Origin of the sequence: uncultured Marinobacter sp., from assembly GCF_947259545.1 — a bacterium.
Taxonomy (GTDB): Bacteria; Pseudomonadota; Gammaproteobacteria; order Pseudomonadales; family Oleiphilaceae; genus Marinobacter.
Map to the genome: position 1 here is coordinate 492,263 of NZ_CAMYMK010000007.1, position 26,990 is coordinate 519,252.

29 protein-coding genes and 3 tRNA genes are annotated in these 26,990 nt (G+C 56.5%); 15 read left to right on the forward strand and 17 right to left on the reverse strand.

The features are described from left to right. The first annotated feature begins 103 nt into the window (after positions 1-103). Positions 104-958: a PA4780 family RIO1-like protein kinase gene (locus tag Q0Y21_RS10015; protein ID WP_297794545.1), complete on the forward strand. Its 855-nt coding sequence runs from the start codon at positions 104-106 to the stop codon at positions 956-958. 94 nt (positions 959-1,052) lie between these two features. Here the strand turns inward: Q0Y21_RS10015 and Q0Y21_RS10020 are convergent. Together Q0Y21_RS10020 and Q0Y21_RS10025 are read right to left on the reverse strand one after the other, a co-directional pair. Beyond that, a tRNA-Cys gene (locus tag Q0Y21_RS10020) sits at positions 1,053-1,126 on the reverse strand. A 93-nt stretch (positions 1,127-1,219) separates the two neighbouring features. Next, positions 1,220-1,295 (reverse strand) — tRNA-Gly (locus tag Q0Y21_RS10025). Positions 1,296-1,408: 113 nt separating this feature from the next. Between Q0Y21_RS10025 and Q0Y21_RS10030 the strand changes: the two genes are divergently transcribed. From Q0Y21_RS10030 to Q0Y21_RS10045, 4 genes are read left to right on the forward strand one after another with little or no spacing between them, the layout of a single operon-like run. Then, positions 1,409-2,578, forward strand: coding sequence for an ABC transporter permease (locus tag Q0Y21_RS10030; RefSeq protein WP_297794548.1), 1,170 nt, complete (start codon positions 1,409-1,411; stop codon positions 2,576-2,578). 2 nt (positions 2,579-2,580) lie between these two features. Continuing rightward, a complete protein-coding gene (locus Q0Y21_RS10035; RefSeq protein ID WP_297795393.1) occupies positions 2,581-3,372 on the forward strand; it encodes an ATP-binding cassette domain-containing protein in 792 nt (263 codons plus the stop codon). Positions 3,373-3,374: 2 nt separating this feature from the next. After that, positions 3,375-4,313, forward strand: coding sequence for an MlaD family protein (locus Q0Y21_RS10040; protein ID WP_297794550.1), 939 nt, complete (start codon positions 3,375-3,377; stop codon positions 4,311-4,313). Then, positions 4,310-4,921, forward strand: coding sequence for an ABC-type transport auxiliary lipoprotein family protein (locus Q0Y21_RS10045; protein ID WP_297794552.1), 612 nt, complete (start codon positions 4,310-4,312; stop codon positions 4,919-4,921). Before Q0Y21_RS10040 ends, Q0Y21_RS10045 begins: the two co-directional genes overlap by 4 nt. Here the strand turns inward: Q0Y21_RS10045 and pgsA are convergent. From pgsA to Q0Y21_RS10070, 5 genes are all read right to left on the reverse strand, one after another. Further along, a complete protein-coding gene (gene pgsA, locus Q0Y21_RS10050; RefSeq protein WP_297794555.1) occupies positions 4,918-5,472 on the reverse strand; it encodes a CDP-diacylglycerol--glycerol-3-phosphate 3-phosphatidyltransferase in 555 nt (184 codons plus the stop codon). The two genes, Q0Y21_RS10045 and pgsA, sit on opposite strands and share 4 nt — an antisense overlap. Before the next feature lie 7 nt (positions 5,473-5,479). Continuing rightward, the gene (uvrC, locus tag Q0Y21_RS10055) at positions 5,480-7,318 is read right to left on the reverse strand and encodes an excinuclease ABC subunit UvrC (RefSeq protein WP_297794558.1); all 1,839 of its coding nucleotides are present in this window, start codon (positions 7,316-7,318) and stop codon (positions 5,480-5,482) included. Next, complete coding sequence (gene uvrY / locus Q0Y21_RS10060) at positions 7,302-7,964, reverse strand: UvrY/SirA/GacA family response regulator transcription factor (RefSeq protein WP_012137352.1); 663 nt, start codon at positions 7,962-7,964, stop codon at positions 7,302-7,304. The genes uvrC and uvrY overlap by 17 nt, the downstream gene beginning before the upstream one ends. Before the next feature lie 103 nt (positions 7,965-8,067). Continuing rightward, positions 8,068-8,319: a hypothetical protein gene (locus Q0Y21_RS10065; protein ID WP_297794563.1), complete on the reverse strand. Its 252-nt coding sequence runs from the start codon at positions 8,317-8,319 to the stop codon at positions 8,068-8,070. 56 nt (positions 8,320-8,375) lie between these two features. Then, entirely contained in the window at positions 8,376-8,783 is a 408-nt protein-coding gene (locus tag Q0Y21_RS10070; protein WP_297794566.1) for a DUF1330 domain-containing protein, read from the reverse strand. Between the two features lie 200 nt (positions 8,784-8,983). Between Q0Y21_RS10070 and Q0Y21_RS10075 the strand changes: the two genes are divergently transcribed. After that, the gene (locus Q0Y21_RS10075) at positions 8,984-9,931 is read left to right on the forward strand and encodes an AEC family transporter (protein WP_297794569.1); all 948 of its coding nucleotides are present in this window, start codon (positions 8,984-8,986) and stop codon (positions 9,929-9,931) included. Positions 9,932-9,961: 30 nt separating this feature from the next. Beyond that, positions 9,962-10,561, forward strand: coding sequence for a DUF938 domain-containing protein (locus Q0Y21_RS10080; RefSeq protein WP_297794572.1), 600 nt, complete (start codon positions 9,962-9,964; stop codon positions 10,559-10,561). Here Q0Y21_RS10080 and Q0Y21_RS10085 read toward each other — a convergent pair whose 3' ends face one another. After that, positions 10,562-11,323: a fructosamine kinase family protein gene (locus Q0Y21_RS10085; protein ID WP_297794575.1), complete on the reverse strand. Its 762-nt coding sequence runs from the start codon at positions 11,321-11,323 to the stop codon at positions 10,562-10,564. 87 nt (positions 11,324-11,410) lie between these two features. Between Q0Y21_RS10085 and Q0Y21_RS10090 the strand changes: the two genes are divergently transcribed. After that, positions 11,411-11,686 carry an acylphosphatase gene (locus tag Q0Y21_RS10090; RefSeq protein WP_297795396.1) on the forward strand — a complete coding sequence of 92 codons (276 nt, stop codon included), beginning with the start codon at positions 11,411-11,413 and terminating at the stop codon, positions 11,684-11,686. A 41-nt stretch (positions 11,687-11,727) separates the two neighbouring features. Here Q0Y21_RS10090 and Q0Y21_RS10095 read toward each other — a convergent pair whose 3' ends face one another. The 4 genes from Q0Y21_RS10095 to Q0Y21_RS10110 all read right to left on the reverse strand — a co-directional run bounded on the left by Q0Y21_RS10095 (position 11,728) and on the right by Q0Y21_RS10110 (position 14,395). After that, positions 11,728-12,762 carry a helix-turn-helix domain-containing protein gene (locus Q0Y21_RS10095; protein WP_297794578.1) on the reverse strand — a complete coding sequence of 345 codons (1,035 nt, stop codon included), beginning with the start codon at positions 12,760-12,762 and terminating at the stop codon, positions 11,728-11,730. 92 nt (positions 12,763-12,854) lie between these two features. Then, entirely contained in the window at positions 12,855-13,532 is a 678-nt protein-coding gene (locus Q0Y21_RS10100; protein ID WP_297794581.1) for a C39 family peptidase, read from the reverse strand. A gap of 106 nt (positions 13,533-13,638) precedes the next feature. After that, entirely contained in the window at positions 13,639-13,938 is a 300-nt protein-coding gene (locus Q0Y21_RS10105; RefSeq protein ID WP_297794583.1) for a hypothetical protein, read from the reverse strand. Positions 13,939-14,304: 366 nt separating this feature from the next. Then, a tRNA-Ser gene (locus tag Q0Y21_RS10110) sits at positions 14,305-14,395 on the reverse strand. A gap of 222 nt (positions 14,396-14,617) precedes the next feature. Between Q0Y21_RS10110 and Q0Y21_RS10115 the strand changes: the two genes are divergently transcribed. Further along, positions 14,618-15,148: an isochorismatase family protein gene (locus Q0Y21_RS10115; RefSeq protein WP_297794586.1), complete on the forward strand. Its 531-nt coding sequence runs from the start codon at positions 14,618-14,620 to the stop codon at positions 15,146-15,148. Here Q0Y21_RS10115 and Q0Y21_RS10120 read toward each other — a convergent pair. The 3 genes from Q0Y21_RS10120 to Q0Y21_RS10130 are packed head-to-tail and all read right to left on the reverse strand — an operon-like array spanning position 15,141 to position 18,151. Then, positions 15,141-16,346: an MFS transporter gene (locus Q0Y21_RS10120; RefSeq protein ID WP_297794588.1), complete on the reverse strand. Its 1,206-nt coding sequence runs from the start codon at positions 16,344-16,346 to the stop codon at positions 15,141-15,143. The two genes, Q0Y21_RS10115 and Q0Y21_RS10120, sit on opposite strands and share 8 nt — an antisense overlap. A 7-nt stretch (positions 16,347-16,353) precedes the next feature. Next, positions 16,354-17,181 carry a protein-glutamate O-methyltransferase CheR gene (locus Q0Y21_RS10125; protein WP_297794591.1) on the reverse strand — a complete coding sequence of 276 codons (828 nt, stop codon included), beginning with the start codon at positions 17,179-17,181 and terminating at the stop codon, positions 16,354-16,356. A gap of 40 nt (positions 17,182-17,221) precedes the next feature. Further along, complete coding sequence (locus Q0Y21_RS10130) at positions 17,222-18,151, reverse strand: chemotaxis protein CheV (protein ID WP_297794594.1); 930 nt, start codon at positions 18,149-18,151, stop codon at positions 17,222-17,224. 187 nt (positions 18,152-18,338) lie between these two features. Between Q0Y21_RS10130 and flgA the strand changes: the two genes are divergently transcribed. The 3 genes from flgA (at position 18,339) to Q0Y21_RS10145 (ending at position 20,032) form a co-directional block, all read left to right on the forward strand. Then, entirely contained in the window at positions 18,339-19,040 is a 702-nt protein-coding gene (gene flgA / locus Q0Y21_RS10135; protein WP_297794596.1) for a flagellar basal body P-ring formation chaperone FlgA, read from the forward strand. Positions 19,041-19,233: 193 nt separating this feature from the next. Beyond that, positions 19,234-19,554 carry a flagellar biosynthesis anti-sigma factor FlgM gene (flgM, locus tag Q0Y21_RS10140; RefSeq protein ID WP_297794598.1) on the forward strand — a complete coding sequence of 107 codons (321 nt, stop codon included), beginning with the start codon at positions 19,234-19,236 and terminating at the stop codon, positions 19,552-19,554. Between the two features lie 7 nt (positions 19,555-19,561). After that, entirely contained in the window at positions 19,562-20,032 is a 471-nt protein-coding gene (locus Q0Y21_RS10145; RefSeq protein WP_297794601.1) for a flagella synthesis protein FlgN, read from the forward strand. 30 nt (positions 20,033-20,062) lie between these two features. On the opposite strand, the gene Q0Y21_RS10150 is transcribed toward Q0Y21_RS10145, so the two are convergent. Continuing rightward, the gene (locus tag Q0Y21_RS10150) at positions 20,063-20,803 is read right to left on the reverse strand and encodes a pilus assembly protein PilB (protein WP_297794603.1); all 741 of its coding nucleotides are present in this window, start codon (positions 20,801-20,803) and stop codon (positions 20,063-20,065) included. Positions 20,804-21,074: 271 nt separating this feature from the next. Here Q0Y21_RS10150 and Q0Y21_RS10155 point away from each other — a divergent pair, with 271 nt between their 5' ends. The 3 genes from Q0Y21_RS10155 (at position 21,075) to Q0Y21_RS10165 (ending at position 24,231) form a co-directional block, all read left to right on the forward strand. Next, positions 21,075-21,623 (forward strand): peptidylprolyl isomerase, encoded by a 549-nt coding sequence (locus Q0Y21_RS10155; protein WP_297795399.1) that lies wholly within the window; start codon positions 21,075-21,077, stop codon positions 21,621-21,623. Then, positions 21,623-23,530, forward strand: a complete 1,908-nt coding sequence (gene mnmC / locus Q0Y21_RS10160) for a bifunctional tRNA (5-methylaminomethyl-2-thiouridine)(34)-methyltransferase MnmD/FAD-dependent 5-carboxymethylaminomethyl-2-thiouridine(34) oxidoreductase MnmC (RefSeq protein ID WP_297794606.1) — start codon at positions 21,623-21,625, stop codon at positions 23,528-23,530. Before Q0Y21_RS10155 ends, mnmC begins: the two co-directional genes overlap by 1 nt. A gap of 65 nt (positions 23,531-23,595) precedes the next feature. Next, positions 23,596-24,231, forward strand: coding sequence for a CBS domain-containing protein (locus tag Q0Y21_RS10165; protein WP_297794608.1), 636 nt, complete (start codon positions 23,596-23,598; stop codon positions 24,229-24,231). Here Q0Y21_RS10165 and Q0Y21_RS10170 read toward each other — a convergent pair. Then, positions 24,228-26,969, reverse strand: a complete 2,742-nt coding sequence (locus Q0Y21_RS10170) for a hypothetical protein (protein WP_297794611.1) — start codon at positions 26,967-26,969, stop codon at positions 24,228-24,230. The two genes, Q0Y21_RS10165 and Q0Y21_RS10170, sit on opposite strands and share 4 nt — an antisense overlap. Positions 26,970-26,990 lie beyond the last annotated feature (21 nt).

Below are 26,990 nucleotides of genomic sequence, written 5' to 3' on the forward strand. Positions count from 1 at the left end.
TGGCGAGCCAAATGTGGTATATATGCTTTGGCCTGTCATTTCCCTTGCACAGCCCACGCCAGACGTTGCTCCAGACCCACTTACGGCTAACCAGAAAGGTTTTATGAAAGTACCGAAGAGATTACAGCCCCTTGTCGATGACGGCATGGTGGACGAAGTGATGTACCAGCTTATGAGTGGCAAGGAAGCGCAGGTTTATGTAGTGCGCTGCGGTGACGATCTGCGCTGCGCCAAAGTGTTCAAAGAGGCCCAGAAACGTAGCTTCAAGCAAGCCGTGGAATACCAGGAAGGCCGCAAAGTTCGGAACAGCCGACGCGCCAGAGCCATGAGCAAGAAAACACGCTATGGCCAGAAAGAGCAGGAAGATGCCTGGCTCAACGCTGAGGTCGACGCCTTGTACCGACTGGAATCAGCCGGCGTGCGGGTGCCCCAGCCTTTGGGATTTGTGGATGGCGTGCTGTTGATGGAAATGATTGCCGATGAGGACGGCAAAGCCGCACCACGGCTCGATGACGTCACGCTTACTCCGGACCTCGCCCGACTTTACCACGACCGCATCATGACCGAGATCGTCCGCATGCTTGCCGCTGGCCTTATCCATGGCGACCTGTCCGAGTTCAATGTGCTTGTGGATGCCCAGGGTCCGGTGATCATTGACCTGCCCCAGGCCGTCAACGCATCAGGCAATAATAATGCCCAGCGTATGCTACTGCGGGATGTCGACAACATGCGCCGCCACTTCGGCAAGTACGCACCAGACCTGCTGGCAACGGATTACGGCCAGGAGATCTGGGCGCTCTATGAGAGCGGCGAACTAAGCGCTGATAGCAAGCTCACCGGCTGTTTCGAGCACGATACTCACAGCGCGGATGTCGATGACCTGTTGGCGGTGATCGATGCCGCGAGACTGGAAGAGATGGAGCGGCAGGAAAGAACGTTAATGGAAGACGATGATTGAACTGCGCGACAAGAATCACGGGGCCACAGACATCCGCAACAGGAAATAAGCTCTATTACAAGCTAGTGTAATATCAAATCAGAACAGGAAAAATTGGAGGCGCGGGTCGGAATCGAACCGGCGTACACGGAGTTGCAGTCCGCTGCATAACCACTCTGCCACCGCGCCGGGGAAAAGTCCGAAGTATTTTAAGGACTTTCATGCTCTCAGGTGGGCTGTGAGAGACTGTGTTGACTTTTAAACCAGTTAAACTGGAAAAATTGGAGCGGGAAACGAGATTCGAACTCGCGACCCCAACCTTGGCAAGGTTGTGCTCTACCAACTGAGCTATTCCCGCTTGGTCAACGAGGGCGTATTCTACGGATTCGACCGTTTGCGTCAACCACTTTTTTCAACTTTTTGTTTTACCAGTGTTTTATGGATAATATTTGAGCAGCCCCAAGGAGCGCCATGACGTCAAAATCTCCGTCCAGTTCCGCCAGAACAACCGCTACACCCGGCAATCCGGGTGGCATTCTGGCGAACGGCAGTCAATTGACGGTCCAGGGGGATTGGGTACTCGAACACTATTCCGAATTACAGGCAATCGTTGGCCGCGCCCTGGGAAGCCACTCCCCCAACGCCATGCAGGGTGATCTATCCAGCCTTGGCCGTGTCGATACCGCTGGCGCCGCCTTACTGGCTGAGCTGCTTGGGGCGCAGACACTCACAGATCTGGCGGATAACACCCCCCAACTCACGGACGAAAGGCGCGCCCTGCTCCGCGCCGTGGCGACGGCCATGGGCAATCGGGGCGAGCCCACACCTCCCTCCTACAGCGCGGTGAAACAGTTCCTTGCTATGATCGGGCAACAGGTTGAAGCACTGTATGACCTGCTCCGGCTCCTTCTGGCCTTTATTGGTGAAACACTGACCGCACTGGCCTACAACCTTCCGCGGCCCCATCGCTGGCGGATGACCGCCTTTGTGGCGTCGGTTCAGGATACCGGCCTCAACGCGTTACCCATCGTGGCCTTACTGACCTTCCTGGTCGGTGCCGTCGTGGCGTTTCTCGGCGCCACCGTGCTGGAATCGTTCGGAGCCACCATATATACCGTGAATCTAGTCGCCTTTTCATTTCTGCGGGAATTTGGGGTTCTGCTGGCAGCGATTCTGCTGGCGGGCCGCACAGCAAGCTCTTTCACTGCCCACATCGGCGCCATGAAAGTGAACGAAGAGCTGGATGCCATCCGCACCCTTGGCCTCAGTCCGGTCGAGTTGCTGGTGCTTCCGAGGGTTCTGGCGATGATGGTCAGCCTCCCCATACTGACCTTCGTCGGAATGATATCCGGAATGATTGGCGGTGCGGCTGTGTGTGCCCTGGTACTGGACATTTCCCCTACCCAGTTCCTGGCCATTGTTGAGCAGGATATCGCCGTCAAACACTTCCTGGTGGGTCTCAGCAAGGCTCCGGTCTTTGCCTTCCTGATTGCCGTCATCGGATGCCTCGAAGGTTTCAAGGTCAGCGGCAGCGCGCAATCTGTCGGCGAACACACCACGTCCAGCGTGGTGCAATCGATCTTCATGGTCATTCTGCTGGATTCAATCGCTGCGCTATTCTTCATGGAGATGGGCTGGTGAGCATGACAGACGAAGACATTCCGGTGAACGTCCGGGGGTTGGGAAACCGGTTCGGCCCCAATATCGTGCACGACGGACTGGACCTCGATATCCGGCGAGGCGAGATTCTCGGTGTCGTTGGCGGGTCAGGCACCGGTAAATCAGTACTGCTGCGCAGCATCGTTGGTTTGCACCATCCCTCATCGGGTGACATTCAGGTATTTGGCGAAAATCTGTGGGCATTATCAGACAGAGAGCGTTCCCGCATAGAACAACGTTTCGGGATTCTGTTCCAGGGGGGCGCCCTGTTTACGTCCCTGAACCTTCGGGAGAACATTGCCGTGCCCCTGATTGAGCACGCAGGCCTGACACGTCCGATGGCGGAACACCTGGCGCAAATGAAGCTGGCGCTGACAGGGTTGCCTCCCGAGGCCGGGCTTCAGTACCCGGCGGAGCTGTCCGGCGGCATGGTCAAACGCGCCGCCCTCGCTCGGGCACTGGCCCTGGACCCGGAAATACTGTTCCTGGATGAGCCCACAGCCGGTCTGGACCCCATCGGTGCGGCCGCCTTTGACCGGTTGATCAAAACCTTGCGGGATGCCCTGGGGCTCACAGTGTTCATGGTGACCCACGATCTGGACACCCTGTACAGCACCTGTGACCGGGTTGCAGTTCTGTCACAGAAAAAGGTACTGGTAGCGGATAGTCTGGAGATCGTCGAAGCAACCGACGATGAGTGGATCAGGGAGTACTTTCACGGCCCGCGGGGCCGTGCAGCTGCACATTCAGCAACAGGCGGGATGCAGGAGCAGTAAATATGGAACCCAGAGCCCACCATATTATTATCGGACTGTTTACGGTGGCGATCGCCGCCGCAGCACTGGTATTTACGCTCTGGCTGGGTAAGACAGCAACCGATCGGGAGTGGGCCTGGTATGAAATCGGATTTGATCACCCCGTCAGCGGCCTCTCCAAAGGTAATCCGGTGCAGTACAGTGGCGTGGAGGTTGGTGAAGTCATGGAGCTGACCCTGGATCCCGACAACCCGAGTCACGTCAGGGTTCTGATCCGTGTTGATGAAAGCGTCAAAATCCGCGAAAACACCCGGGTGGGCCTCGTGCTTGCCAATATTACCGGCAGTATGAGCGTGCGCTTCCGGGGCGGCACGAGTGACAGCCCCGTCATTGAAGGCAGCCGCAAAGACCCGCCATTGATCATGGCCGAGCCTTCGGTATTTACCTCACTACTGGATAATGGCGAAGCGCTTCTGAGCAAGGCGGAGCGCCTGCTGACAAATGCCAACGCGCTGTTTTCCCCGGAAAACAGCGAAAACCTGACCATCATCCTGCGTAACACCCGGATAGCGACCGATGGGCTCCTGGCTAGAAGGGGGGAGCTTGAAGAACTGATGGAGCGCATGAATGACGCCAGCGTAAGCGCTGCGGAGGCCGCAGAGCGGGTATCCGCGTTTGCGGATAATGCCGACAACCTGCTACAGAACGAGGGCCAGCAGACGCTGGCGGCACTTCAAGGCGCCATAGCTTCCATCCAGACCACGGCGACGAGAATTGACCAACTGACCGCCAACAATGAAGGCTCGCTGGATGAGGGTCTCCAGGGACTGGGTGAACTGTCCCCCGCCCTGCGCGAACTGCGGAGCACGCTCAGGAACCTCAATCATTTTACCCGGCGCCTTGAGGACGATCCCACCAGCACAATCTGGGACCGGGAAACTATTCAGGAGGTGCCACAATGACAGCCCGCCTGGTCGTCACCATGGCCGCGATTGCAATGATTGGCATGACAGCAGGATGCACCGTCTTCCCTGATCACGAACCACACCGGGTGATGGACATTCCGACACCGAAAGTGTCAGGAGAGGACGGTTACTCAAGCCTGAATGAAACCCTGCGTATCGACACACCCCAAGCCACGGAGCCCTTCGACAGCTCGCGGATCCTGAACAAACCCACTCCCGACGAGTACCGGATTTACGGCGGCGTCCGTTGGCGTGATACTGCTCCGGTGCTACTGCGGGAAATGCTGATCGCCACACTACGCCAGGATGGGCGCTTCCAGGGCGTGGTCAACGAAACCAGCCCCATCGGCAGTGACCTGACCCTCATCAGTGATCTCTATGGTTTCCACAGCGAATCCGGGGAGAACGGTGTCCAGGTGAATGTCTCCCTGTATGCCCAGCTCATGGACAACCGCTCCCGGGCAACTCTGTGCACCGAGAATTTTCGGATAAAGACCGACGCCACCGGTGGAAATATCGACCAGGTAGTGGCGGCATTTGGCCAAGGCAGTGCGGAGTTGAGCCAGCAACTGCTTGGCTGGCTCAGTGAATGCCTGAAAAACTAGGACTCTTGCTTGGGAAACAGGTCCGCCCAGGCAGCCTGGAGGTAAAGTATCATGGACCAGAACGTCAGTACGGCGGCGACGTATAGCAGGCCGACACCCACCCATGACCACAGAACGCCCGGTGGGAAAGCCAGCAGCGTAATAATCGACACCATCTGGGCCGTGGTTTTGATCTTGCCGATGTAGGAAACAGCCACACTGGCACGACTGCCGATCTCGGCCATCCATTCTCGCAAAGCGGATATGACGATTTCCCGGCCAATAATCACAGTGGCGGGAATGGTCAGGACAACGCTGGCATGTTCTTCAATCAATACCGTCAGGGCGACTGCCACCATCAGTTTGTCCGCAACCGGGTCCAGAAACGCTCCAAAGGGTGTGCTTTGGTCAAGCTTTCTCGCGAGATAGCCATCCAGCCAGTCGGTGGCACCGGCAAGGGCAAAAATGGCCGCACTGACCAGATAGCTCCATTGCACCGGCAAGTAAAATATCACCACAAAAACCGGGATCATCACAATGCGGGATAGCGTCAATAGGTTCGGTAAATTCATGCTGTCCTTACTCGTCGTGCAATGCTGCGTATATGGTTTCCGCCAGTGACTTGCTGATGCCCTGGACCTTGGCCATCTCATCAACGCTGGCTTTACGAAGTTCCTGTATGCCACCGAAGTAGCGAATGAGATCTCGGCGGCGCTTTGGCCCCACTCCCTCAATACCTTCGAGAGTGGATTGACGGCGTTTTTTGTCCCGCCGCGCACGGTGCCCGGTGATTGCGAAGCGATGGGACTCGTCCCGAATGTGCTGAATCAGGTGCAAAGCGGGTGAGTCCGCCGGTATCCGAAACACATCCCCCGTCATGGCATCGATCAATTGCTCCATACCTGCCCGACGGGTCACGCCCTTGGCGACACCGATCAGCGGTATATCGGAAATACCCTGCTCTTCAAAGACTTCCCGGGCAATGTTCAACTGACCCTTACCACCGTCGATAAACACCAGGTCCGGACGCTTACCCTCTCCGGAGACCATCCGTTTATAACGGCGCGTCAGCACCTGGCGCATGGCGGCATAATCATCGCCTGCGGTAACGCCCTCAATGTTATACAGCCGGTAATCACTTTTAAGCGGACCATTTTCATCGAAAACCACGCAAGATGCGACCGTGTTTTCACCATGACTGTGGCTAATGTCGAAACATTCCATCCGCGACGGCGTCTCCGCCAGCTCCAACAAGTCCCGCAACGCCAGTAATCGGCGATACACGGTTTCCTTGCTGGCCAGGTGGCTCAACAGGGTCTGACGCGCATTGGTCATGGCCAGTTCCAGCCATTTACGACGTTCGCCACGAACGTTGCGGCGGATTCGGGTATCCCGGCCGGCCGACTCGCTTAATGCCTGCGCCAGCAACGATTCACCCTCGACCTCTACCGGCACCAGGATATCCTGGGGAATTTCCCGGCGAGTACTGCCACCGAAATAGTACTGGCCCAGGAATGCGCTCAGCAGCTCACCTTCCGACTGTTCAATCGAGTAACGGGGAAAGTAGTCCTTGGTGCCCAGTACCCGGCCACCGCGGACGACAATCACCACGATGCAGACAATACCGGCGTCCTGGGCAATCGCAACCACGTCGGCATCACCGCCCTCTCCGTCTACGGACTGCTGCTCCTGCACGTGGCGGAGGTGGTTAATCTGGTCGCGATAGGCGGCGGCTTTCTCGAATTCCAGGTTTCGTGAGGCCGTTTCCATTGCTTCCATCAGGTCGTGAATGATGGCGGGGTTTTTCCCTTCCAGAAACATCGTGGCGTGACGGACATCCTCCCGATAGTCTTCGGGCGATATATATTCCACACACGGCGCCGTACAGCGATTGATCTGATACTGTAGACAGGGTCGTGTTCTGTTTCTGAAATAACTTTCACTACAGGATCTTATACGGAAAACCTTTTGCAATATATTAAGACTTTCCTTGACTGCACCCGAGCTGGGAAAGGGGCCAAACCAGGTGCCGCCCCCCTTTTTTGTACGCCCCCGGCGAAACGTCAGCGACGGGTAATCCTCGTGGGATGACAGGTAGATATACGGGTAGGACTTATCGTCCCGAAGAAGGATATTGTAAGGCGGTCTCAGGGACTTGATGAGGTTCTGTTCCAGCAGCAGGGCTTCGGTTTCACTGCCGGTAATAGTGACCTCTATGGATGCGATCCTGGCCACCAGAGCTTCAGTCTTTGGTGCCAGACCAGACTTGCGGAAGTAGCTGCCGACACGCTTCCTCAGATTGCGGGCCTTACCCACATACAGCACCGAACCCTCTTCGTCGTACATTCGGTAGACGCCAGGCCGTTCGGTGAGCTGCTTCAGGAAGCTTTTTGAGTCGAATTCAGACCTTGTCGGCATCGAGCAATCCGAGCCGCACCGCCATCAAAGCGAGCTCAACGTCACTGGAGATTTCCAGCTTCTCGAATATCCGGTAACGGTAACTGTTGACGGTTTTTGGACTGAGACAGAGCTTGTCGGAGATGTCCTGAACTTTCTGACAATCCACCACCATCATAGCGATCTGCATTTCCCGCTCTGAAAGGCGATCAAACAGGGAGAGATCACCGTCTTCACCGTTAACATCGCCCCCCATCTGCTTGAGCGCCATTTTCTGGGCAATCTCGGGACTGATGTAGCGCTGACCGGAATGTGCCATACGAATGGCTCGTACCATTTCCTTGATATCAGCGCCCTTGGTGATATAGGCCGATGCACCACTCTGCATCACACGAGTGGGATAGGGATCGTCGGCGCAGGCTGTCACCACGATGACCCGAATGCTGTCATCAATCCGCAGGATCCGGCGTGTCGCTTCCAGACCGCCAATACCGGGCATACGGATATCCATCAGAACAATGTCCGGTGTTTGCTTACGCACGAACTCAATGGCGTCCTCACCGGCCGAGGCCTGGCCGATGACGTCTATGTCGGGGTTATCTGCCAGCATCCGGGTAATCCCGGAACGCACCAGCTCATGGTCATCAACAACCAATACCCTGATCAAAACTCACCTCGCACACGGCTTCTGGTAAAAACAGCGGGATTGTACCGTTTAAAAGAATTCCGGGGTAGGTGTTCCCGCGGATTCATCAAACATGAACAACCACTCAAGACGGTACTCCGAGACCGGCGGTGTTTTCCACCGGATCAAACCACACCACCAGATCACCCTGTTTAACGGCGGCTTTCACTCTCCCCCGTTCGTCCAACGGGTTCTCAGTATCATTCAGGCCGTGATAACGGGTGCAGTATTCATCTACAAGCCCGTCTATCTGATCATCGGACAGCAGTTCCGTATCAACCACGAATTTTTCCTGCCTGGGGTCGGCCTGGGATTGCTGACTGGCATCGTCGATCATGATTCCTCCGTTTCTGGGACTTATCATCATAAGGCCTGGGGAGGTATCAGTGAAGGCTAGCTGGGCTGCCCTTCCAGGTTAGCGACCAGTCGTGAGTCTTTAAGCGCAGCCGTGCGATGCTTTACAACGCCCTTGTACTCAGGACTTTCGATCATTGTCAGAAAAGCATCAATCGAGGGATACCGAACCAGCAATACCTGGTCCCAGGATTCATCCGGAGGTGCAATCAGCGACCCGACACCACGACCGGACCAGATCACCTCGGCGCCAACCGCACGAACGCAATCCGCAGCCTCCTGCATATACAACGAATACGCCTCCCTGCCTGAGCGATCTGCAGAATCGTCCTCGTAGTCGGCACGCTCTCGAAAACGCAACAGGTTCAACATGACGACCGGTTGATCCTTTGGGGTGTTCGCCAGCACTTTCTGAAGTTGTTCCGGAGTCGGGTTAACGGTTTCCATGAGTATCCTTGGTTCGTCAGGCTCTGAACATTCGTTATATTTTGGCAATTATCGGGTAACTATAGCCCAGCATGCCCCCTCACGACCAAACCCTTTCAATTACATTTCTTTCAGCCGGAATGGCCCGGCAAGTCTCACCATGGGATCCTGTCCGGATAATCTGTATGCTTTCTACCATTTTCTCTCCTGAGAACAGAAACATGACGCTCCTGGACATCTTCCGCCAAACTCTGGAAACCACCCTGCCTGTATTCGCCATGGTGTTTATCGGACTGGGGCTGAGACGGGTTGGATGGATCAATGACGAGTTCGTCAATACGGCTTCGGCCCTCGTCTTCAAGGCCACCCTGCCGACCCTGGTGTTTCTGAGCATCATTCGGGCGGATCTGGAAACAGCCCTGAACCTTCACCTGTTGGGGTTCTTTCTGGCGGCCACCCTGGCAAGCTTTATGCTGGCCTGGGGCTGGGCTGCATGGCGGGTGCCGCACGAAGACCGCGGGGTCTACGTCCAAGGTGCGTTCAGGGGTAATTGCGGCATTGTGGGGCTTGCCCTGGCAGCCAATCTGTATGGCGACTATGGGCTGTCCGCCGGCGGCATTCTGCTGGGTCTGGTGATTATTTCCTACAACGCGCTTTCGGTGACAGTGCTGCTGGCATACCAACCCGGGAAATCGGCCAGCTGGCGCGGCATCCTCAAGGACATTGCCCGCAACCCGCTAATTATCTCGGTTGTCCTGGCCATCCCCTTTGCCTGGTGGCAGGTTTCCTTCCCGACCTGGATCATGACCAGCGGCGACTACTTTGCCTCCCTGACACTTCCCCTGGCCCTGCTATGCATAGGGGCGACCGTCTCCCTCAGCGCCATTCGCAGCGACAGCCGTGTCGCCATCAGTTCCAGCCTGATGAAGATGGTCACCCTTCCCGCGCTGTGTACCGGTGCCGCCTGGCTGTCAGGCTTTCGGGGAGCCGAGCTCGGATTGATGTTCCTTTTCTTTGCCAGCCCCACGGCAGCCGCCAGTTTTGTTATGGTCAAGGCACTCGGCGGGAATGATCGACTGGCCGCCAACATCATTGCGCTAACCACGTTGATGGCCAGTGTCACGGTAACCTTCGGAGTGTTCCTGTTACGGAGCCAGGGGCTGATCTAGCGGCCATACCACACAAAACAGAGGCGACTCATGCACCAGGAAAAGCCCTACTCACAGGCGTGCGAGAACAACAAAGCATTCATTCTTGAGAAACTGAGCCTGGTCTTCCAAACGTCGGGCACGATTCTCGAAGTGGGCACGGGAACCGGTCAGCATGCGGTTCACTTTGCCAGGCATTTACCGCACCTGACCTGGCAACCCAGTGACCACCCTGACAATTACCGGCTTTGCCTACCCTGGCTTGAAGACGCGAGGCTGACCAACATCCTGCCCCCCGCTCCGCTGGACGTTAGTGACACTGAATGGCCAATACCGGATATACAAGGCGCCTTTTCCGCAAATACCGCACATATCATGGCCTGGAAGGAAGTCGAGGCCATGTTTTCGGGACTGGCCGAGAGACTGGGGACGGGTGAAGCATTCTGCCTTTACGGCCCTTTCAACTACAACGGTACCTGGACCAGCGAGAGCAACCGCCAGTTCGATCAGCACCTGAGGGCCCGCAATGCCCACATGGGTATTCGCCATATCGAGGACATGGAAGCAATGGCTGCCCACCGCGGCCTGACGCTGGAAAGCGATTTCGACATGCCGGCCAATAACCGGTTCCTGGTCTGGCGCAAGCGCTGATCAGCAGATAGCCGACACAACCTCAAAGCCCCGACGGCAGCCTTCCAGATAACTCCCTCCGAAAAGGTTGTAATGATTCAGATAGTGGTAGAGGTTGTAGATGTCCCTTTTCAACGGGTAATCAGCGCTGCGGGGCCAGACGGAATCGTAAGCTTTGTAGAATGCAGCGCCGAACCCACCAAACATTTCCGTCATCGCCACATCCGCTTCACGGTCCCCAAAATACACCGCCGGGTCAATTAACCACGGGGTCCGCCCATCAAACAGGGCATTGCCACCCCACAAATCACCGTGCAACAGGCTCGGGTGTTCACAGCGAGCATTCAGCCAGGATTCCAGGGCCGTTGCGCTGCTATCCAGAACAGACTCGAACTCCTGGCGCAGAGTTTCGTTCCGAATCAGCTGCACCTGGTAACCAAGCCGCTGCTTCACAAAGAAATGCCCCCACTGCTCTGAGCGACCATTGATCTGTGGCGACAAGCCGATGTAGTTGTTGCAATCCAACCCATAGAACGGCTGCGGCACCCGGTGCAGGCTGGCAAGCCCTTCCCCAAGCATTGCCAGCGTAGCGTCGCCCGCAGACCCTGCCTGGATCGCCTCCATTTCCATCACTGTATCGTCGACGTGAAAAACCTCCGGTACACGAATCCCTGGCGACGGGTCCACAGCCTTCAACCCGGAACGCAGTAACTCCAGCCCTTCCGCCTCACGGATCAGGGCATCCGGATATTTGGAGTGATTGCATTTGCGATAAACAGTCATTCCCTGTCACTTCCAGTCTTGAGATTTACCAATAAGGACTTGTACATTGATCAGGAGCGTACCACGCCATTAGACACAGGAAAGACCATCATGCACAAACGCTGGACAATGTTGGTTTCAGGTAAGGTACAGGGGGTGTGCTACCGCGCCTCGACCGAGGACGTAGCCCACCAGCTGCGACTCACCGGATACGCAAGAAATCTTCCTGACGGTCGTGTTGAGGTCGTCGCGGAAGGAGCGCACGAGGACCTTCAGGCGCTCAGGGACTGGTGCGAAGAGGGCCCGCCAGCGGCGGTCGTCGACACCATAAATGCAACGGAAGGGCCAGCAACCGGCGAGTTTACCAACTTTGGCATTCGGTAACCGCTGGCTGAACGGCACTACTCGGAATACTATTTCATACGTCACTCACTCATAAGGCCATCAACACCGAAGGTCAGCGGGATATTCAACCCCATTGAGAAGGCTGAGCCGACGCCGCTCAGACCGACGGCCACGGTCGGTTGCAGGTAAATGCCGCGTGCGACCTGGGCAGTCAACCCGAGTTGCAGAGTGGAAAAATCGTTTTCTCGCAGAGTCGTATTGGTAAATACTGTCTTGCTTTGGTAAGAGGTTTCCACCCGAGTGTTCAACGACAGTCTGTCGTTCAGTGCGAACGCATAACCAAAGCTCAGAGCTGTCGTGTGTTCCGGTTCCAGAAGGGTAATATCGTCGAAATCGCGGCTGTCTGTGTATTTATAAGACACCGCACCGAACAATACGGCAGGGTCCAGGCTTTTTAAAAAGGTAACACTACCGCCGAGCGCCGGGGATGTTTTGTTGGTGCGGACCTGCCCTTCCAATCCCAGAACCACTTGAGGCCTGCCGATGTATTCATCCAGCGCCACGTGGCGTAAACCAATGTCAACGTCGCCCCGTGTACTCCGCGATGTATCGCCGACCTGGGATCCAAAAAGATACACTTCACTTTCCTGGTTGAGGCCAGCAGCTCTGGCGTAGATTTCGGTATCATCGCTGAGGCTGTATCTCGCCACTCCCTGCAGTGTGGCTGTGCGATTCTCGACAGTCGCCAGCCTTGAAGGCGCTGGACCAAGTATGACCTGGTTGTCCTGACGGGTGTAAAACAAACCAATGTCGAAGGCAAAGTTGTTTTTCGCCAGCAGTACGCCCTGTTCGCGTAAGAACGTTTCCGTGGCCGTTTGGCCCATTGGTTCAGCGCCGATGGAGCCAGTCTGCTGTTTCTTGTCAGCGCCTGTCGGCACTGCAGGCGCAGCGCGCCTTTCCAGCCAGGCCATAAGAGCTTCGCGGCTGAACCGCCACGAGTTCGAATTACCTCCGGTGGACACACGCCGCCCAGGTATAGTCCCGGCCCTAACCATGAGTTCTACCGTCTGTTTGTCGGTGCGCAACAGTTCAGCCGTTTCCTGCAGCGTTAGCACATCGGGCACAGGTTCTTCCGCGTGGCTGAAGGGAATAAACAGGAACCCGACTAGCAGCGGAACTACTCCTTTGAAAAAGGCAAGGGATAAGTTCATCGTGTCAACATCCTGGCGGGGGTAGACAGTGCGGCCGCGGGTAACAGTGAACGGACATCCATCAGAGCCGGGGCGTAGCCTTCTCCGGGCTGAAGGCGCATACCGCCAGCATCGACCGTCGTTGTCGTGGCGTACAGCGGCTCCACCGCGAAAATGATTCCATCGCCACCGTCACCTTCCCACCAGTCTAAAAAGCGATACAGAGGAACGGTGATATTACCCCGGGACGGATCCGCGAGCACGGCGCGCTCACCCACCACGCCTCGCAGGACGGCAAAGTGCTTGTAGCCGTACGGTTCTATGAACACGATCACCGGCCCCTTCAATTTCGACAGTTGCGGCGATTTCATTCGGAACCCCTGAGCCTGGTAACCTCGGGAGCGAGCAACCTGTTGTAGATCAAGCAATGTAAAGCCGCTACTCCGTCGCTGGGCCAATTCCTCTGCCGAAGTAATGCGAGATAAGGTCTCAAGGATGTCACGCTCCGAGACCGGGTCGTGCCACTGAAAGGTCATTACAGTGGCGAGAGCGGCGGCGCCACACGAAAAATCCAGGCTCTGCCGCACTACCCCGGAATCGCGCAATTCAGCGAACGACGAGAGTTCTGTAATCCCCCGGGCTGGGCCTTCACGCTCCTGTGGCAAGCGTTCGGCGTCCACGCTTGACGCCCACAAAACCACTGCTCCGGCGACCACAAGATGTGTTAGAAAAGGACGCATCAGCAAAAAGGATAGCCCAAAGCCCTCGCGAGCTATGGGCTACCCCACCGTCATCTTTTTCTTAGGAGCCAGGAACTTGTGCCTTGCCCAGTGCTCGGTCCGGGCTGAGGCCTAAATTCCATGCTGGCTTATCCGCGATGTTCCCGTTGGTGTTGTCGAATACAAGTGCACCCAGTGGGAAATTGGTGTGGGCCATGCCCTCAACTTCAGACATCTGTTCGACGCTCAGGGGAGTGACTTTTGCGTCGCCAACAGTGGCAAGCTGATTCTCGGTGGCCAGCTGATTCTCGGTTCCGAAAGCAGCCCCACTAAACGCAAGCGAAGAACTAAATGCCAGAAAGATAGCAAGTTTTGTATTCATTGCGAGTCTCCGTACTGTTGAAGTGAACCTCCGATCACTTCCACAACGAGCGAATACGCATCGCAAAGTGGATACTTCAGATCGCAGATCTGACAGCCAATTTCCGGCTGTTGAGGAAATACGGACGAATGGAGGGGTTGGTTTCATTAAAACCAAATTTTTTTTCAGGTACCGGCAGGAGTATATTTCTGGACATTTGGACAGAGAGGGATTATTCGGGCCTTCGGCCCTCACCCCTTCGGGGCCGTCGTCGCTTTGCTCCGACGTTCCTCAGCCTGCGCTGCAGGCTTCGGTCGAACCCGCAAGGGTTCTTCTTACCCTGCCAATCGGCCAATAAAAAACCCCAGCGATGCTGGGGTTTTGTATTGGCGGAGAGGGAGGGATTCGAACCCTCGAAACGCTATTAACGTTTACACACTTTCCAGGCGTGCGCCTTCAGCCACTCGGCCACCTCTCCAATAAACTGTTCCAAATCAGTGATGTCGTCACTCATTTGAGGGCGCAAACTCTAATGAATTTTCAGGCGTTTGGCAACTCTCTTTCGAAAAATCATGGAAAAAATTAAACTGCAGGGCGACATCGGTTAACGATTGAGCGCTTTCCGGGCTATCGTTACTTTAAAAACCGTAGCGAGAAAACGAACAGCCCCACACCTCAGCCTCGTATAAGGAGAACAACAATGCTGATGAAAGCCGACCAGTCCATTCTGATACTCGTCGATCTGCAGGAGAAGTTGATGCCGTCGATTACCCATGGTGGAGACGTCATCAGCCAATGTCTGACGCTGGCCACCATCGCCGGTTTGCTGGAGGTTCCTGTCATGGGGACAGAGCAGCTACCGGAAAAACTGGGGCATAGTGTCCCGGACGTTCGTGAACTGTGTGACCAGGTCGTTGAGAAATATCACTTCGACGCCTGTCCTGACGGTCTCATTGATGAATTACCCGAAGGACGCCAGCAGATCGTCATAGGTGGCTGTGAGACCCATGTCTGCATGATGCAGACTGCCCTGAGTCTGGTGGATGCAGGCTACAAGGTCTGGGTCGTTGCAGACGCCACGGGTTCCCGCAATGAGCTGGATCGGGATATAGCCCTGGATCGACTGCACCAGAGCGGCGCCCGGATCGTAACGGTCGAGATGGTGGCCTTTGAATGGCTACGTCATTGCAAACACCCGCGCTTCCGTGACATCCAGAGGCTGATCAAATAGGCCGGTCAGTTGTTGATTCGGGGGTGCCCGGTGCCCTGGATCGGAAAAGCCAGACTCCCATCAGCACCGCGTGCAGTATCAAGAAGGGAATCGCAACCAGCAGCAACCCCGCCCATCCGACAGCCGTCAGGACCATCCCCGCAGTCAGGGCAGCGGTCGCCTGGGAGCTGAAGACCATCAGATCGTTCAGACCCTGGACACGAAAACGCTCTTCATCCCGGTAACCTCTGGGTAACAAGGTGGTACCGCCAACAAACAGGAAGTTCCAACCAATCCCCAACATGATCAACGCGAACAGATAATGGTGGAAAGTAATGCCACTGAATGCCAGAAGAATGCACGCCAGGTAGGCAAGCAATCCACCAGCCATCATCAGGGGAATCCCCACCCTGCTTGTCAGCCAGCCGCTGATCAATGATGGCAGGTACATGGCAACAATATGAATCTGGATCACCCGCTTGGCATCGTCCAGTTCATGGCCAGCCATCTCGGTCATACTGAGCGGGGTCGCCGTCATGATAAAGCTCATCACCGCGTAACCGATAGCAGCTCCGCTGATTGCGGTCCATACCACCGGCGCGCGCAGGATCTCCCGTAACGGACGGCCTCCGCCGACTGGGGTTTCACTGGTCAGTTCACCTTTCGCCCGATAACCCAGAGCCAAGACAACCATGGCCAGAAGCTGAACAACACCCAGGCTCAGCCAGCCCTCAAGAAAGGGATACGCCCCCTGCCCGGCACTCCCGACGAGCGCAATCTCAGGCCCCAGCCAGGCAGCAATCAAACCGCCCAGCAAGACCCGGGCGGCTGCCGAGCCGGCTAACGCTGGCTTGACGGACTCCATCGCCGCAAAACGGTACTGATGAACGACGGCTAACCCCGCTCCCCCGATCACGGCAGCGAGACACAACAGTGGAAAGCTGGATAACCAGGAGGAGGCGCCACCCGTCAGGCCAGACAGCACCCCCATCAGTGCGCCCAGAAGCATGACCGGCTTGCGGCCAATACGCTCCATCAGCCAGGTAGCGGGTTTGATGGCAAGCACGGTACCGACCACCACAAGCCCAACCGGCAAGGTGGCCAGCTCGGGAGACGGCGCCAGAATCCGGCCATGGATACTGCCGATAAAGACAATGAAAGGTGCCGTACACATGGCCAGTGCCTGGGCGGCGACCAGTATCCAGACGTTTATAGGCATGGGCGGGTTATTTCTTCCTGTAAATAATGCCCGGGTGGCACTGCACCATTTCGTACAGGTGGGGCAATCCATTGAGTGATTCTGACGCGCCCAGAATAAGGTAACCGCCCGGATTCAGGGTGGCGTGGATGCGAGTCAGGATGTCCTTTTTGAGCTCCGCGGAGAAATAGATCAACACATTACGGCACATGACGATGTCGAACTTGCCGAACATGTAGCGCTCCAGCAGGTTAAGCTCCTTGAACTCGACCATGCTTTTGATCTGCGGCCGTATCTGCCAACCGCCGTTCAGGGAGGGCGTGAAAAACTGTTTCTGGCGCTCCGGCGACAGGCCACGCCCAATGGCAATCATTTCGTATTCGCCCCTGCGGGCCACTTCCAACACGCTCTTCGAGATATCGGTCGCGGTCAACTTCACGTCCCGCAGTTTTCCAGGCCGCTGGCGCCGGAACTCTTCAATGATCATCGCAACCGAATAGGGTTCCTGCCCGGTGGAACAGGCGGAAGACCAGATCCGCAAAGGCTGCATCGAATTCCGCTCGGCGAACTCCGGTAGCAGTTTCTCCTGAAGAATCCGAAACGGGTGATTGTCGCGAAACCACAGCGTCTCGTTGGTCGTCATCGCATCAATGACCACTTCCTTGAGATTGCTGTGGCCGGCACGATTAAGACGGTTCAGAAGCTCACCGAGGGTGGTAAGCTGGTGTTCCTCGAGAATGCGACGCAGACGGCTCTTCACCAGATACTGCTTGTTGTCACCGAGCAGAATGCCACACGCATCCTGCAGGAACGTCTTAAAAGCCTCGTATTCCTGTGGCGTAATATCCGCTTTCATTGAATCCCTGCGTCAGGTGAATCCGGACTGATCGCCGGCACTAGGCCCGATCAATGATCTCCATAACCTTTTCAGCCAGTTCGTCTGCACTGAACTTGGCCATGAACTCGTCAGCACCCACCTTCTGCACCATCGCGGTGTTGAACACGCCGCTTAGTGAGGTGTGGAGCATGATAAATATATCCCGTAACGCCGGATCGTTCTTGCACCGGGTGACCAGAGTGTAGCCATCCATTTCAGGCATTTCGACATCGGAGATCACAAGAGACAGATGATCACTGGCTTTTGAACCATCCTCAGTAATTTTCTTGAGGTAATCCAGAGCCTGCTTGCCATCGTCCCGGGTGATGACTTCCATGCCGATCGCCGTCAGGCATCGCTCCATCTGTCGCCTCGCCACACTGGAATCATCTACCACAAGCACAGGCAGGTGCGCCTGAACACGTGCGGCGCTTCGAGACACCAACTCTTCGTTGACATCTTCCCTGAGCGGAGAAACTTCTGCAAGAATCTTTTCTACGTCGATGATTTCCACCAACTTGTCTTCAATTCTGGTTACCGCAGTCAGGTAAACTTCGCTCCCGGCGCCTCTCGGGGGCGGCAGAATATCTTCCCAGTTCATGTTCACGATCTGGTCCACGCCCGTCACCATGAATCCCTGGGTTTTGCGATTGTACTCCGTGATGATGACAAAACTGTTGGCCAACTCTTCCTTTGGTATACCCGGAAGGCCAATAGCCATAGCCAGATCAATGACTGGAATGGTTTCACCCCGGATGTGAGCCACACCCCGAACTACGTTGCGGCTCCGGGGAATCGAAGACAATTTCGGGCACTGCAGGACCTCCTTGACCTTGAACACATTGATACCGTACATCTGTCTGCCCCGAAGACGGAACAACAGGAGTTCCAGGCGATTCTGCCCTACCAGCTGCGTGCGCTGATTTACACTGTCGAGTACCCCTGCCATGACTTTATCTCCCGGGACTGCCGCCACTATGCCGGCATGCATTTTGCTGATTAACTGTTGAGAGCTATTGAAACCGGCACTTCGCCAGTATTTTGACTCATTGTTTGGGTTTAACGGCTGATTCCCCGTTTCCTGAAGTATTCAGGGTTTTGCCAGATTAAAGACAGCATAGGACAAACCGCTGCGTATGCGCACCACCATTTTTGTCGTCACACTGTTAATGTCTGTCGCCGGCCCGGCTCAGGCGGAAAACACCACGGCCGAGCAGATCCAGCATGCTGCGGCCTCGTTTCTGGAGGCGTTCGCCAAAAAACAGGCGGAAAACGGCTTCGACGTCACACACAAAACCGGCCGCCTGGACAGTCGCCTGTCCCTGGCAACCTGTGAACACCCACTGGCCGTCAGCTTCAGCAGCGACCCCTGGCATACCACCCAACCGACGCTCGAGGTTGCGTGCCGGGGTGAGCGTCCCTGGCGGATGTTCCTGAGCGCCTCCGTATCCATTCGCGGCGAAGGACTCGTGGCTGCCCGCCCACTGGCTCGGGGCGAACGCGTCATGGCGAGCATGATTGAAGCGGAATCAGTGGTGGTTAACGCAACCCGTAAAGGCGTAATCACTGATGCCGATCAACTGGTGGGAATGGAGATGCGTCGCGGTGTTAATACCGGCACGCTGATGACACCTGACCTACTCTCTGCGCCAGCTGCGGTCACCAGGGGAGACCATGTTATTATTACCGCCCGCAAGGGGAGCTTTTCCGTCAATTCACGAGGCAAAGCCATGGCCGATGCAGGTGTAGGGGATCAGGTCCTGGTTGAAAACCTGTCCTCGTCGCGGACGATTAAAGCGCTGGTAACGGCCCCCGGACAGGTGGAGATCCCGATGTAAGTCATCGGAATATGGCCAGCGGCGCCTTTTTTCCGCAGGCGGCAGTTGTTTGCCACTCTCACTACCAAAAATGACAAACGTGTAATTTTTTGTAGCTAAAATTTCCTAAAGCTTTCGATTCAACCGCCGATATCCAAGTATAAAATTCGCGAACGCTGTCTCCGGACAGTCTTAAAGGTAAGCAGGTACCGATATGTCAGTTGACTTTAATGGAATTGGTCCCGGCCAGGTCAACACCCAGAGAACCACGGCCGACAAGTCTGGCTCCACGCAAAACACCCAGGCGCCAGAGCAGGCAAAAAGCCAGGCTCAGGGTGCGCGGGGGGAAAACGTTAACCTCAGCAGCCAGGCCAAGAACCTGAAACAGCTGGAACAGAAGCTGGGCGATTATCCGGAGATGGATGACGGCCGCATTGAACAGATCCGTGCGGCTCTGGCCGATGGTTCATACAAGATTGATGCAGAAAAACTGGCCCAGAAAATGCTTGAGATGGATGAAAGCATTTTCGGGTGAGTAGATCATGGCCGCAATCGATGAACTGAAAGACCTTCTTTCCCAGGATATCCGCCAGCTGGAGTCACTGGCGGATATCCTGGAACAGGAAAAATCCTGCCTCTCCTCTTCGGATGTGCAGGCACTGCAATCAATAATGACCGAGAAAAATACGATTCTCGATCAGGTTCGTGCACGCGCCAAACAGAAGATCCACGTATTGGTTGCCATGGGCTACCGCCCCGAGGGTGGTGCACCTTCCCGCTTCATTCGAAGTGCGGGCTTATCCGATCTGGCTGAACTGTGGTCGCAAGCCAATGAGCGGTTGGCGGTCTGCCAGGAAATTAACCGTAACAACGGTCGCGTCATCAGTCATATGCAGAAACGCCTGTCACGCCTGACGGACATCTTCCGCGGCGCCAGCGGCCAGCAAAAGCTTTATGGCGCCCATGGCGAACAGACCGGCAATTCCCAAAGAACCATCCTGGCCAGCGCCTGATCCGCTAACAGGCGCCCGGGTTTTCTTTTGTCATCTTGTGTATACCGTCATCCGTGAATCCGGATCAAAGCGGATATCACTGATGCTGACGTTGCCAAGAGGAGGCGTGTGTCCACCGCTGACACGGATATTGTCCATGCGAATCTCTTCGATTCGTTCGGGGAATGCCAACGTCAGTCTGCCATCGTCATCCACGCGGTGACGAACGCCATCATCGCGGTAATGCACCCCGGTTATTGTCAGATCGGAATCCAGGAAGTTCAGTACCGGTACAAAGATATGGGCCGTCAGCTTGATGCCTTCCAGCACATCGGGCTCCGCGTCGGCATCTCCTTGCTTCGGAACCATAGCACCAACCGCAGCAATACGGTCCACGAGTGTCTGATCCCCCTGCCCCGAAACCCTGGCCAGATCAGCATCGCTCAGCGGTGAAATGCCCTTGCCCTGTTGCATTAGTTCCGCTGACTCCGGAAGGGTATCCTGGGCAGCGCTTGCCGATGGACCGGCTGCAAAACTTACCAGGGGCTGCAGCGGCAAAGTCACCACGGTAAACAATGCGGCTGCATTGCGGTAACGAGACTGCTGCTTCAGAACCCTGAAAAGCTCACGCTCGGTGATCCATCCGGCCTGAATCAGCGCCTCCCCGAGACGCTGACCGGTTTCCCGCTGTAAGCGCAACCCCTCTTCCAGCTGTTGGGAAGACAAATACCCCCGATTAACGAGCAGTCGACCCAGCCTCGATTTTTCTTCAAATCCCTGACGGATATCCACTTGCGCCCTCCATTCCATGAATGCTGCGGCCGTACAACTCAGCGCGCCACGCCTTTGTTAAACAATCTTATGACAGGTTAGACGATCACTGTTCAATATGCATGAGGAATAGCCGTTACCTGCGGAATTTCTGTTAATATCCCGACAAACCCGTGTCTTCCGCTGCACCATTGCCAGCGTTATCGAAGGAGTTAACAAGGTGACCTCATCACGTACTGCCCACCATCTTTTACTGGTTTTGCTTTCCGCCCTACTGATCAGCTCGCCCGCTATGGCCGGCAGCGACACTTCAGAGCAAACACTGCCCCAGGTGCGCATGGAAACCAGCGAAGGTGTCATTGAGATCAGGCTGCGGCCGGACGTTGCCCCGGAAACCGTGGAGAACTTTCTCGATTATGTGGAAAGTGGTTTCTATCAGGGCACGGTCTTCCATCGGGTTATTCCCGGGTTCATGATTCAGGGCGGTGGTTTTGACGGTAACCTGAACCGCAAGGACACCAGCAGCCCGGTTCAGAACGAAGCCAGCCCCACGCTCAAAAACCTTCGGGGCACCATTGCCATGGCACGGACCGGCCAGCCCCACTCGGCCACCTCCCAGTTCTTTATCAATGTGGTCGACAACCCCTATCTGAACGCGTCCGACAACCCCCAAAAATGGGGCTATGCGGTGTTTGGCAAAGTGACCGAAGGCATGGGCGTGGTGGATGCCATTGCCCGCAAGAAAACCGGCTACTCCGGCGGCATGGGCGATGTTCCAGTTGACCCCATTACCATTCGGAACATCACCGTCATCAATAACGGCGACGCATCCGGGAAGTAATGACCGAAGTGACGGCGCCGGCCATAGAGCCGGCTGACATTCTCTGGCAAGACGGAGTGCCGGAATCAAGACTGTTCGGTGATGTCTACTTCAACCGTGACAACGGTCTGGAAGAAACCAGGTATGTGTTTATCAGGCCCAATCGGTTATCCGAGCGCTTCGCCAGGCTGCCGGACAATTCGGCGTTTGTGATTGCGGAGTCCGGCTTTGGCACCGGTCTGAATTTCCTTGCTGCCTGGCAGTCCTGGCGGAACAGCCCCGCCAGCCACCGCACCACCCTGCATTTTGTCTCCGCCGAACGCTACCCTCTGAGCAAAGATGACCTGGCGCGTGCACTGACACTCTGGCCGGAGCTGCAAGAACTCGGTGATGAACTGATCCAACACTATCCGCCGCTGGTAAGAGGCGTTCACCGTGTGCTGCTCGACGGTGGGCGGGTCCGGCTAACCCTGTATTTTGGTGACGTACTCGACGCGTGGCGGGAGCTGGAGTTCGCTGCCGATGCCTGGTTCCTGGACGGCTTCGCCCCTTCCCTGAACCCGGGCATGTGGCTGGATGATGCTATTCACCAGATCCGTCGCCATAGCAAACCCGGAACCACCCTGTCCACCTTCACTGCCGTCGGTCGCATTCGTCGAGCCCTGGCAGATACGGGCTTTACGATGACCAAGGTGGCCGGGTTTGGGCGCAAGCGGGACATGCTCGCCGGCATGATCCCGGAATCCGCCTCTGGAACCCCGGAAGCGGGTAGCGAAAAGCCCGGCTCAGTGGCCATTATCGGTGCAGGCATCGCCGGTAGCTTGCTGGCTCACAACCTTGCGAAGCGTGGCGTGCAAGTCACACTGGTAGACGGGGCCAGGGATGCAGGTACCGCGGCGTCCGGCAACCTGCAAGGCGCGCTTTACGTGAAACTTGGGGTGGAGTTCAATGCCCAGACACAGCTGGCGCTGTCTTCACTCCTGTTCAGCCAGCGTTTCTACGAACCCTTCCGGAATAGTGGCTGGCATCCCACCGGTCTGCTGCAAATGGCCTGGGGCCCTCAGGAACGACAACGCCAGGAACGTTTTCTGGGCCGTAACCAATACCCTCCAGAGATTCTGGCGCCCGTGGATACGGACGAAGCCCGCAGACTGACCGGTACGCCTGTTGAAACCGGCGGCCTCTGGTACACCCATAGCGGTTGGCTTGAGCCGGCCGCGCTCTGCAAGACCCTGGCAAACCATCCCAATATCCAGCGCTGCTTCGGCATGGAGGTTCAGGAACTGGTGACACGGGACGGTCAGTGGATCATCAAAGGCGCCGGGGGTGACATCCAGGTCGACAGGGTCGTTCTCTGCTCAGGGCACAGGACACCGGAGCTTGTGCCACCTGAAGGCATGGGCGGTGCTTTCCGTTTCAAGGCAATAAGGGGCCAGGTCAGCCATCTGCCGGAAGAACGTATCCATGCTCCGAAGGCGGTGATTTGTGGCCCCCGCTACCTCAACCCCGCCCACAATGGACTCTGCGTGACAGGCGCCACCTTTGATCTCCATGATCTGTCGCCCAGGGAAAGCCGCACCAGCCACCGTGAAAACCTGACCGAACTGACCACCATGCTTCCCGGACTCTGGAAAAAAGAGCCACCAACCGACTCAGAAACGGAAATGCTTGAGGGCCGTGTCGGATTTCGCTGTACTACCCATGATTACCAACCCGTGGCCGGGAGTCTGAACAACCTCGAAAGTAATAAGCTCGACGGACTCTTCCTGTTCACCGGTCTGGGCAGTAAAGGACTGACTTACGCCCCGTTGCTGGCCGAGTTTCTTGCGGATAAGCTTACCGGTCAGCCAGTGTGTCTGCCTCATTCGCTGGCAAAGCGGGTGGACCCGCATCGATGCTACAAAAGGGAAGATGCTAAAGCTTCATGACGAGCTTAAGATTTCTCAACGAAGGCCGATAACTGTTTAAAGGGCGTTATACCCCGGAGATATTCATGGCCATTTTTGTCAGTGAACCCGGCAGACCTGTCGGAACCCGCCTACCGGAAATATTCCGGGGGCGGCGCGTGGGCAACGTCACCGAAATGACCGAATCCCATGCCATCAACACCGGGCACAGTGAAGTCACAGACGCGGAATTCCAGCAGGCCAGTTACGCTTCCGGCCTTCACCGGGCCATGGAAGAGTATGGCTCCGCCGCATACGACGAACCCAGGGAGCAGCGCAGTTATCTCCCGGTCTCAACTATCTGTACGCCGGCACTCTATTCACTGCCGGCAACCGCCACCCTCTCCGAAGCCCTGACAATGATGGATGATCATGGGGTTCACCATCTGGTCATCACCTCTCAGGAGAACGTTGCCGGGCTCATCGACCTGCGCTGGCTGCTGGCCTGGCTGCACGAGAACAATGCCAATGCGATGAGTCACAGCATGATTCACATCGAACTGCCGGCCTTTCTGACGGCTTCCCCCGAAACCGACGCCCATCAGCTGGCCCGACTGATGTTAGCGCATCAGCTCAACGCAGCTCTGGTGGTCGACAAATACGGCGCCCCCGCTGGCATTGTGACCAGCACCGACTATCTCAAGCTTTACGCCAACGCCGGTCGCCAGCAGGGCACGGTTTAATTCAGCCGCACACCTTCACCCGAGAACAGAATGGCTTTCCATTCATTCTCAGCCCCCACTGTCTCCCGTACCAAAGTGACAATCTCGTCATCCCGGTAGTTGGCCAGGGCGGTAATGTTCGCGCCATCGAGGCCCGGCTGAACCCGCCAGATATCCCACCCGTCGGATTCTTCATCGCCGCTGGCCTCGGAGCCTGCCGTGGATATCCGCGCGATAATGGGCTGCTGTATGCCACTGTCCACCGCATCGTCGGCAAAGGCCCCGGTAGTGGCGCCTGCTGCAATCAGATCATCATCAAACGCCAGTAATGCGGCAAAGGCCTCTTTACCGGTGCGGGCCTCATCCGCGTAGGAAAACGCAAAATTCACGTCACCGGAAGAAGAATAACCGAATACGAAGCCGGTGGTACCGGCCACCGGCTCACTGTTAAGGCTCTTCGTGTCAGCGGTGTCTTCAATGGCGTACAAGCGATCACTGTTCCCCAGCAACCAAAGGTTGTTGAGGTCACTAAGACCATCCACCACTGCCTCATTGCCGTCGGTCCCGCGCTGATACACATTGATGGTGCTGTCAGCGCCGGAGGCATTAAAGAAAAACGCGTCTGAAGAACCGGCACTGTTCTGGGTCGCGACCGCCCCCGCTGTCGCACCAAACAGGTAGGGGCTGGCGCTCACCGTACTGCCGGATACCACGGCCTCATCCTGGCTGGAACCGATCTGCCGCGTCCAGGCGAGTCCGGGGACCTGGTTATCACCGTCGGTTTCGGTATCGATCCGCTGCAGGAAGCTGTCTATTCCGCCGGCCCGGGTCTCACCCGGCCATCGCCCTCTGGTTTCCCCGGCAATCACCACAAATCCGTTATCCGGGTTGATGCCGACCCACCGGGGTACGTCATCCGCTGACGTGCCCGAGCGCAAGGTCCAAACTTCCGAGTACTCATTGCCTTCGGTTGCGGCCGAGTCGAACCAGTAAAGGCTGGTCACGACATCCTTTCCTCCAAGGGAGCTGTGACCGGGTATGTCAACGTCAGTAGCAAAGGCCACTGCAAACTCAAAACGATCCACCCGAGTGCTGCCCCGGGTCACCTGACGCCGGGCAAAGTAAATGACGGGTTGAGGTTTGTTCAGCGCCGTCGCACCATCTGTTACCGCCACTTCCTGCAATAACACTCCCTTCTGATCAAAAATACGCACCAACACCTGGTCATTATTGAGGTCATCATACCCGGCGACATACAACCGCCCCTGATGGCCCACAGCAATATCGGTCGGGATGAAATCATCCACATCATTGAAAATCAGCGGCGCGACCAGTTCATTGAAGTTGATTCGAATTTCACCGCCCTCTGCAAACCCGGCAAATCCAGGTCTCCCTGCCTGGTAATCCTGGTCAACACCAAGCAACAGGAAACGGTCATCCATGCCGGCATTGCTGTAACCCTCATCGGGAACCGTCACCCGGAAGCGAACCCTTGCCACACCTTCCGGGAACTGGAGAATGTCGTTATCCTGCCATTCACCGTTGCCATCCAGGGTCTGGATAACGTATTCCCCAGCCTTGGCAAGTGAGTCCTCGGTCTCCCCTAGCCTGGCCTGAACGGTTCCGTCCCGATCACCAGAGAGAACGGCCACGTACTGACGTTCGGTTCCCACACTGAGGGCATCTCGCTGACGACCGCCAACGGTCTCCAGGCGCACCAGCGGTTCGTTGTCATCGATCGTTAGCGAGACTTTCATTCCACTGTCCGATGGCCCCAGAGCCGCAAGGCCGCTACGTATTTCAGTCAGGGTCAACTGCAGTGATTCAGAAGGTTCCGGCAGGGTGTCATCCACCACTTCCAGACGGATGTAACACTCGGTGATGCCGGGTTCCAGTGTAATGACGCCCTTTGAGTAGAAGCCATTCTCGTCCTGCTGGTAATTCAGGTAGTCGGGTACCGGCAGCGCCCCTTCACTGCCGCTACCCAGGGCCACTATATCCCTGCCAATGACCGCTTCATCGTGATTGGCATCGCCCTCTTCGCAGCGCTGATGGTCGGGGTCAATCCCCTGGTCACAAACAGAGGGATCAAAATCGGAGGAAAGCTCGAACGCCACAGCAACGCGGGTGACCGATGGTTGATCCAGCAGGACTCTGACCAACACGGGCTGGGTGTCCGTGGTACGGTCCTCGGTCCCCGTTACAATGCCGTCACTGTCGAAAAGATTCGCGGTGTAAGTGTGTGAGCCAGTGTCACCCAACTCTGGCGCCTCGCACCGGTTATCGCTGGCTTCCGGGCTGTCTGAGGCCTGGCCTTCAGCGAACGTGTCTGCATCCAGGGATAACGGGTTCCGTTTCACCTCAATATCGAACGGCTGAATTCCCGCCCTTTCGCCATCAGTGGTAATCAGATTGATGTCTTCAATCTTGCCCAGGTCCGCGTCACCACGGTTACCGCCACTCAATCCGGGCACACCGCGTATGATAATGCCTGGGCGGGCCTTGTTGCTGGTCTCCTCCAGCGCCAGCCAGGACGGCGTATTGGTCAGTGAAAAGTCCAGTATCCGCTCACCACCGTAAGCCCCGAAATTATAGTAATACTCGACTCCAAGGTAGGCTTCCGTGGGGGGCACACCCAGCACGGTAGGATCATCGGAGCTCTTTTCGGTTTTGCATCCGGTAGTGACCAATGCCAGGACCAGCAACAGACCATAGCATCTGACCAGGGAAGCAAGGCGGGTTAGCGATTCGGCGCGCATGGAAAAGTCCGTTTCAAAGCG

Bases quoted from the DNA above. Each gene is read 5' to 3' on its own strand.
- Q0Y21_RS10015 (WP_297794545.1), top strand. From the start codon at position 104: ATGAAAGTACCGAAGAGATTACAGCCCCTTGTCGATGACGGCATGGTG.
- Q0Y21_RS10030 (WP_297794548.1), top strand. From the start codon at position 1,409: ATGACGTCAAAATCTCCGTCCAGTTCCGCCAGAACAACCGCTACACCC.
- Q0Y21_RS10035 (WP_297795393.1), top strand. From the start codon at position 2,581: ATGACAGACGAAGACATTCCGGTGAACGTCCGGGGGTTGGGAAACCGG.
- Q0Y21_RS10040 (WP_297794550.1), top strand. From the start codon at position 3,375: ATGGAACCCAGAGCCCACCATATTATTATCGGACTGTTTACGGTGGCG.
- Q0Y21_RS10045 (WP_297794552.1), top strand. From the start codon at position 4,310: ATGACAGCCCGCCTGGTCGTCACCATGGCCGCGATTGCAATGATTGGC.
- pgsA (WP_297794555.1), bottom strand. From the start codon at position 5,472: ATGAATTTACCGAACCTATTGACGCTATCCCGCATTGTGATGATCCCG.
- uvrC (WP_297794558.1), bottom strand. From the start codon at position 7,318: ATGCCGACAAGGTCTGAATTCGACTCAAAAAGCTTCCTGAAGCAGCTC.
- Q0Y21_RS10065 (WP_297794563.1), bottom strand. From the start codon at position 8,319: ATGATCGACGATGCCAGTCAGCAATCCCAGGCCGACCCCAGGCAGGAA.
- Q0Y21_RS10070 (WP_297794566.1), bottom strand. From the start codon at position 8,783: ATGGAAACCGTTAACCCGACTCCGGAACAACTTCAGAAAGTGCTGGCG.
- Q0Y21_RS10075 (WP_297794569.1), top strand. From the start codon at position 8,984: ATGACGCTCCTGGACATCTTCCGCCAAACTCTGGAAACCACCCTGCCT.
- Q0Y21_RS10080 (WP_297794572.1), top strand. From the start codon at position 9,962: ATGCACCAGGAAAAGCCCTACTCACAGGCGTGCGAGAACAACAAAGCA.
- Q0Y21_RS10085 (WP_297794575.1), bottom strand. From the start codon at position 11,323: ATGACTGTTTATCGCAAATGCAATCACTCCAAATATCCGGATGCCCTG.
- Q0Y21_RS10105 (WP_297794583.1), bottom strand. From the start codon at position 13,938: ATGAATACAAAACTTGCTATCTTTCTGGCATTTAGTTCTTCGCTTGCG.
- Q0Y21_RS10115 (WP_297794586.1), top strand. From the start codon at position 14,618: ATGCTGATGAAAGCCGACCAGTCCATTCTGATACTCGTCGATCTGCAG.
- Q0Y21_RS10120 (WP_297794588.1), bottom strand. From the start codon at position 16,346: ATGCCTATAAACGTCTGGATACTGGTCGCCGCCCAGGCACTGGCCATG.
- Q0Y21_RS10125 (WP_297794591.1), bottom strand. From the start codon at position 17,181: ATGAAAGCGGATATTACGCCACAGGAATACGAGGCTTTTAAGACGTTC.
- Q0Y21_RS10130 (WP_297794594.1), bottom strand. From the start codon at position 18,151: ATGGCAGGGGTACTCGACAGTGTAAATCAGCGCACGCAGCTGGTAGGG.
- flgA (WP_297794596.1), top strand. From the start codon at position 18,339: ATGCGCACCACCATTTTTGTCGTCACACTGTTAATGTCTGTCGCCGGC.
- flgM (WP_297794598.1), top strand. From the start codon at position 19,234: ATGTCAGTTGACTTTAATGGAATTGGTCCCGGCCAGGTCAACACCCAG.
- Q0Y21_RS10145 (WP_297794601.1), top strand. From the start codon at position 19,562: ATGGCCGCAATCGATGAACTGAAAGACCTTCTTTCCCAGGATATCCGC.
- Q0Y21_RS10155 (WP_297795399.1), top strand. From the start codon at position 21,075: ATGGCCGGCAGCGACACTTCAGAGCAAACACTGCCCCAGGTGCGCATG.
- mnmC (WP_297794606.1), top strand. From the start codon at position 21,623: ATGACCGAAGTGACGGCGCCGGCCATAGAGCCGGCTGACATTCTCTGG.
- Q0Y21_RS10165 (WP_297794608.1), top strand. From the start codon at position 23,596: ATGGCCATTTTTGTCAGTGAACCCGGCAGACCTGTCGGAACCCGCCTA.
- Q0Y21_RS10170 (WP_297794611.1), bottom strand. From the start codon at position 26,969: ATGCGCGCCGAATCGCTAACCCGCCTTGCTTCCCTGGTCAGATGCTAT.